The sequence below is a fragment of the Kaarinaea lacus genome, from assembly GCF_975902315.1.
In genome coordinates, this window is record NZ_CDLKIE010000376.1 from 1 (window position 1) to 6,273 (window position 6,273).

Below are 6,273 nucleotides of genomic sequence, written 5' to 3' on the forward strand. Positions count from 1 at the left end.
CGGGCGTTTCGTAAAATGTTTTCTATAGCGCGATGCAATAGCTTTGCATCTACGTCTATTTCAATATTATCTGAACATTGTAGATTGATTTTCTGATCTACGGATGATTGTTGTTGTTCATATTGTGCGTCAGTTACTACATAGCTTAGCAATTCACATATATTGACTTGCGTTGTATTAGTTGTGTTGTTTTTTGGGTCAATCTTCACGAATGTCAAAAGTTCACGAATCAGAATCTCAAGCTTTTCAATTTCTGCTTCAATACGGTCAAGTTCCGCACTGTCCAATGCTATATATTTTTTGCGCGCGAGCCCAAGTGCCACCCGTATGCGGGCCAGTGGTGAATATAATTCGTGGGATATATCCCGAAGTAACTGGCGTTGGGTATGTAACAAGTCACTCAAGCGCTCTGTCATCTGGTTGAAATCGACTGCTAATGCGCCAAATTCATCGCTTCGGTTGCGCAGCTGTTGTAGGTGAGTGGTATCAAAGTCACCTAGCGTTAACATCTGGGTGGAACGACGTAAGTTGATCAATGGAGATGTGAAATAGCGCGCTAACAGAAAACAGATAAGGCCGCTAATGATAACGCTTAACGCAACACGCTGTGGTGCAAGCAGATATTTCAACAGGGGTGGGTGTGCGAAGGTGCTAATTACTAAATAGTTGTCACCTTCAGGGGTTTTGGTTCTGAATGCCAGAGTATGTTTAATGGGTTGGTAGTGATGATAAGGCGTTTGTTCAACGTCGTTGTTTTTCGCAATGACTTTAATGCTGTCAGGCAAAGGCTGGTTATTTACTTCCTTGTTATTCTTGTCAATCACATAGATCTCATCGATACCTTTCAAGTTGCTCTCCTGAAGTATCCAGCTACGCAATCCTGCCAGCCCGTCGGAGGTTAGAATTGACACGGCTTGCGTAGAGCTTGCCACGAATTCAGCATTTTGCCGTTCCAGTATGGGATGAAATTCATGTTCGCTCAGATCTGCAGTGATCCAGGCAGTGAACAGTTCGATGATCAGAATGATCAACCAGTAGGTAAAGAATATTTTCCAGAATAATGTATACATTAAAATTATTTAGCAAAATTATTACTTGTTAATTACTACTTGCTAAAAAGGTAACCTACATTGCGAACAGTTTTAATTCGATCATGGTTTTCGGCGCCAAAGCCAAGCTTCTTACGCACATTGCTGATATGTACGTCCAGGCTGCGGTCAAAATGCGCGAGTTTGCGACCCAGGGCGATTTCAGATAATTCGTTCTTGTTAACAATATTCCCTGCGTTGCGCATCAGAATTTCTAGTATAGTAAATTCAGTTGATGTCAAGGGGACGGGATCCTGCTCACGAAGCACAGTACGAGAGTGAGGGTATAACTCGATATTGCCAATAGATAACTGCTCATCAATGTTGTCCGATAAGAAATTCAACTGGCTGCGTCGCAGAATTGCGCGTATGTGAGCCACCAGGACGCGAGGATTACAGGGTTTGGCCAGGTAGTCATCTGCGCCGAGTTCAAGACCAACCACGGAATCAACATCTTCATCACGCGCGGTTAGCATGAGTACGGGAACAGAAGAAGTTTCCCGGATAGCTTTTAATACTTCAAAGCCGGATTTTCCCGGCAGCATAATATCGAGTATGATAAGGCCATAACTATTGCTCAGCACCTTGTCTATTGCTAATTCTCCATCATAGACAGCATCAGTTTTGAAGCCTTCCTGTGCCAGGTAGCTTTGTAACATATTGCTGAGTTCTTTGTCGTCGTCCACCAAAAGCAAACTATCATTCATAATGCTACATTCCGTAGGATTAATCCCATGCCAAACTAATCATGTGTTTACCTATATTGTAACGACTTACTATGAGTACTCAATCCCCACATTTCCAGTGATCTTTGTCCGGCATAGCATTATAAATAGTAGGTCATTATTTTCCCTGTTAGGGAACGCTCATTCGTTTTGATTAGAAAATAACTCGTAAGAATAATGTACATTTATGTAAGCATGATATGTATTTACATATCTTTACAATCTCCTGAATTTACTTTGCATTACAACGGGTATAGTCAGCCGTGTTGGGGGCACCGATAAAGCGGTATATCCAACACCGAAAGCGTATCTCGACGGTGCAAATAATGAAACTGAAACAGGTTCGTTATTATCACCGGTTAAATTATCCACTAACTGATTAAAGGAGAAGGACTATGGGTGGAATGGGCGGCGGTATGGGCGGTCAAGGTGGTGGCGGTATGGGCGGTATGGGTGGTATGGGCGGCGGTATGGGTGGTGGAATGGGCGGTGGAGGCGGCGGTATGTAAACTGGCCTATCGACTCACTATTCATGATGTTTTCCATAATTCCAAAAGCGTCTTGCTTTGTGCTAAAGCACCGTATTACATAAGCATTCGATAAACAGCAACGCATCAAATAAATCGAGTGTAAAATTACGAGTTTCATTTAAGTAGACCTTGGCCCAGGCCGCTGACAGTGGCCTGGGTTTTTTTTATGCTTCAATTAACGACAGTTAATGGTAACCCGATGTTTTATGCCCCTGAATTTCATTGGGATTCGAAACGACTGTGGGAGATAGAAAAAGAAAAGTAATGCTCAGATTATCAAATAGTGGGGAAGGTCCATGCCATCAGCAGTGGATTAGAACATATATTAAACAGCGTATATTATTACACGTAATGCTCCTAAAATAATTTAACCAAAAGTTTAGAGCCAATTCCCAATAAGGATAAAGGGCGACCAGAAAATAGGATCACTAAATTTCTTTTCGCGAATGAGCATCTTTTGAGCTTCTTGTAAAGCCTGGGCTTTAGTCAGCTTTCCTTTCTCGCCAGTTAAATTTTTATAAAAATACTGCATCAATTGCGACGATGCTTCATCGTCGACTTTCCAAAGACTCGCGATAGCACTTCTGGCTCCCGATTTCAGTGCCACACCTGCAAGCCCCAAAGCGGCGCGATCATTACCAGCTGCGGTTTCACATGCGCTCAGGGTCAGTAACTCCACTGGTTTATTGCGAAACTTACTAATACCCATATATGAACTCAAATCATTCATATACATTCTTTTATCATAGGTGCTCAAATATGATTCATTCGGATTAATTGCAAATTGGCCATGGGTTGCTATGTGTACGATTTGGAAAGGTGTCTGGTTGAGTTCATTTTTTAAATTGCTGACGGTAAAATTGCCACCTTGTAGCCTTATATTGTCATTTTGATATAGATTTTCTATTTGTGTTAATTCACTTTCTACGTGCTCCAATGGTGGATCGTTTGTTTTAGACTCTGTGAGCCCACCAGATAACACTTTGATATTCTTTTCAAGAGTGGGGCGTGGATCAGTAAGTTCAAGCCCGGGCTCTATGACGACAGCATAATTATTAACGAGAAAATCCTGTCCGTCATATAATGCAGCCATCGGTACGCTGCGAAGTGGTCCATCGGGTACAAAAACCAACGTTTTAATATTTTTTTCTTTAAGCGTTTCAGAGAAAGGTGCGACAAGCCAGCTATAAATATTTTCTGCAGGATCATAAAGGGCGTCGCCGGTTTTACGTTGTTTAATCGCATTTTTTAAGCGGCTGCTCTCTCGGTTAACTTTTTTAAAAGTGACCTCTATTGGCTCGTTTGGTCCGTCTGGCTTGTCAGTAACATAATCGCCAATGCTTAATATTACTTTCAGTTTATCAGATAAAATGATTGGGTATATAACCGCAACATTGTGATCAATGTGTTCAAATTTTTTAGTTTTTGCCTGAAGTTCTGTAATACATTCGTCTTGAAAATAATCGCGTAATTCTGCGGCACGATACTTTTCTATGGTAGATTTAGCTGCTACTAAATTTTGATGATGTTGATTATTGCTAATATTTTTTTTCTCTGCTAATAATAGTTCGACATATTCCAAATAGAGTGGTTTTATCGTGTTTTGGAATGAATATGTTTTCGAAAGCTGGGATTTGTTTAAATCATAACGAAGAGAATCATCTTGTAGTGTATCAATCGCAAGTTTGTACGCATTTATCGCGGCAGTTTGATCGTTCAATTCAAGAAGAATTCTGGCAGTTTGCCAATACCATCTGTATAAAATCTCCAATGCCTTCACTTTTTGGGCAGCAAGTACTGCGTCTTGAGTAAAGAGCAGAGCTTCCTCAAAACGCTTGCGATCAAAATATAATTTGCCTAAGTTTCCGAGCGCATATGAAGATAGATATTGGTTTTCCAGTCTGTCCGCAACCTCCGCAGCAGTATTGAAGGCCTTAAATGCACCAAGTAAATCTTCTTTAATTAAAACTTCTTTAGTTGAATCATCTTTTAGAGTAACCGAACTATTAGCTTCTGCTAATGTTTGCAACAAGCTGCCAATAGAAATTAACACTTTGCATGTTGAACTTGTGTCTGCCAGGCTAGCGGCAATCTTGTTAGCCTGTTTCAGATCATTTCTCGCACTTTTTAGCAACGTTGGATCGGATTTGTGTTGAGTGATTGTAATTCGTGCACGATTTGTAAGTGCCTTTGCTTGCAGTAAATCAAGTTTTTTGCTTTGGCTAATGATTATACTTTCTGTATATTCGTTGGTGGCTGAATAAGCATTGTCTTCGAGGGCATATAGATTGCCAAGACTGTTATGTGCGGTTGCTCTGATTGCTTCCAGGTCATTTGCTTTTGATAACTTTATACTTTCCGTCAAATACTGTTTTGCACCTTTGAGATCGCCCAAATCAACGTGGGAGTTTGCAAGGCTGATATAAATTTGCGCACGTAACTTTGGGGCGAAATCTTTATTTTCGTCCACTTCCTTTGAAAGCAAATTAATTGCTTCAATGGGTCTGCCAGCAGCCCGGTAAGTTTCAGCCAGGAGTAATATAATTTGGTTTGTTTTTATCTTATCAGAACGATCAGTTATTATTTGCGCCTGTAGCAGTAGTTCTATCGTATTGTTTAAATTTCCAGCACGAAATGATTTTTTAGCATCTGTTAAAATATTATCAACAGAGTTGCTGTTAGCAGATGTAGATGAAAGAGGGAGAAAAACTAAAAATACTATTATTAAGGATAGTAAACGGCTGCGCATAATGAATTCTTTCGCTAGCGAACTACCAGAGTGCTTTATTCTTGTCACTAGAAACTCTTTGCGCATAGTTAAGAATTAATCAAAACGAAAAGGCTCTAACATGAGTTTATAATATACATATTAATACATAAAAAAGATTAGGCTACCCTGGAGAGAAATAAGTTTATAACTTATACTTTTATAAAATACTAGGAACATCCAAGGGAGGGAGAAATGTGGATGTTGCAAAGAAACATAATCAATCCCTGGCTCGGCAAAATTCTACATATTTAAAATTTCATTATTTTCTGTTGTGGTGTTTGTTATTTTTATGTAAAAGCGCCGTTGCTGAAGTGGTGTTTGACGGGTCATTGGGCCCGCAAATCAGTCTGGATGGGCCCGATTTTGCGATTACAGAAAATTATGGGCAAATCTCAGGTAACAATCTTTTCCACAGTTTTTCATCATTTAATCTAACTTCGTTGGAGAGTGCGACGTTTAGTGGTCCAGCCAACATAGAAAATGTGATAGGCCGAATTACCGGAGGATCATATTCTTCAATAGACGGTACATTAAGATCGACCATTCCTGGCGCAGACCTCTATCTTATCAATCCACTGGGCATCCTGTTTGGCCCTAATGCGGTGCTTGATCTACAGGGTTCATTGCATGTGAGTACGGCAGACTATCTTGGTTTTACGGACGGCACACGATTTAACGCGACGATACAAATCAATGAAGTTTTAAGTTCAGCACCTCCCAGCGCATTTGGATTTTTAAATTCAAATCCCGAAGTTATCATAGTTGATCAATCCTTCTTGCAGGTTCCAGATGGTGAAACATTATCCATCGTAAGCGGCGACATAATTGTTCGCGGAGGAGCAAGTGGCTTTTTGAATGCTTACGGAGGCGATATCAATCTTATTAGTACCGCTTCAAGTGGCGAAGTAACATTCAGTGGCGGCAATTATAATGTTGATAACGTAAATTCCTTTGGTGAAATATTGATTTTTGACAGAGGGATTTTGAGTGTTAGTGAAAAAGGTACAGCCACGTCATCGGGATCAGTCTATATCAGGGCCGGCCAGTTTACCTTAGATAACTCGATAATTTCCAGCGACAACTTTACTACTAACAATGGTGATATCGACATAGCTGTAACTGGCAATATTAATTTGCAAAATACCAGCGGGATAAATGCC

At 40.4% G+C, this 6,273-nt stretch carries 4 protein-coding genes; 1 reads left to right on the forward strand and 3 read right to left on the reverse strand.

Annotated elements, in window-relative coordinates; genetic code table 11:
- From ACWVCM_RS12150 to ACWVCM_RS12160, 3 genes are all read right to left on the reverse strand, one after another.
- Window positions 1-1,070, reverse strand: a 1,070-nt coding sequence (locus tag ACWVCM_RS12150) for a histidine kinase dimerization/phospho-acceptor domain-containing protein (RefSeq protein ID WP_455202020.1), incomplete at its 3' end; no start/stop codon positions are given.
- Window positions 1,071-1,105: 35 nt separating this feature from the next.
- Window positions 1,106-1,795, reverse strand: a complete 690-nt coding sequence (locus tag ACWVCM_RS12155) for a response regulator transcription factor (RefSeq protein WP_455202021.1) — start codon at window positions 1,793-1,795, stop codon at window positions 1,106-1,108.
- A gap of 927 nt (window positions 1,796-2,722) precedes the next feature.
- The gene (locus tag ACWVCM_RS12160; RefSeq protein WP_455202022.1) at window positions 2,723-5,092 is read right to left on the reverse strand and encodes a CHAT domain-containing protein; all 2,370 of its coding nucleotides are present in this window, start codon (window positions 5,090-5,092) and stop codon (window positions 2,723-2,725) included.
- 215 nt (window positions 5,093-5,307) lie between these two features.
- Between ACWVCM_RS12160 and ACWVCM_RS12165 the strand changes: the two genes are divergently transcribed.
- Window positions 5,308-6,273 (forward strand): two-partner secretion domain-containing protein (locus tag ACWVCM_RS12165; protein WP_455202023.1); only part of this gene is annotated, 966 nt, incomplete at its 3' end.

What these genes read in the sequence shown, in the direction of transcription:
- ACWVCM_RS12155 (WP_455202021.1), bottom strand. Translation starts at nt 1,795, where the DNA reads ATGAATGATAGTTTGCTTTTGGTGGACGACGACAAAGAACTCAGCAAT.
- ACWVCM_RS12160 (WP_455202022.1), bottom strand. Translation starts at nt 5,092, where the DNA reads ATGCGCAGCCGTTTACTATCCTTAATAATAGTATTTTTAGTTTTTCTC.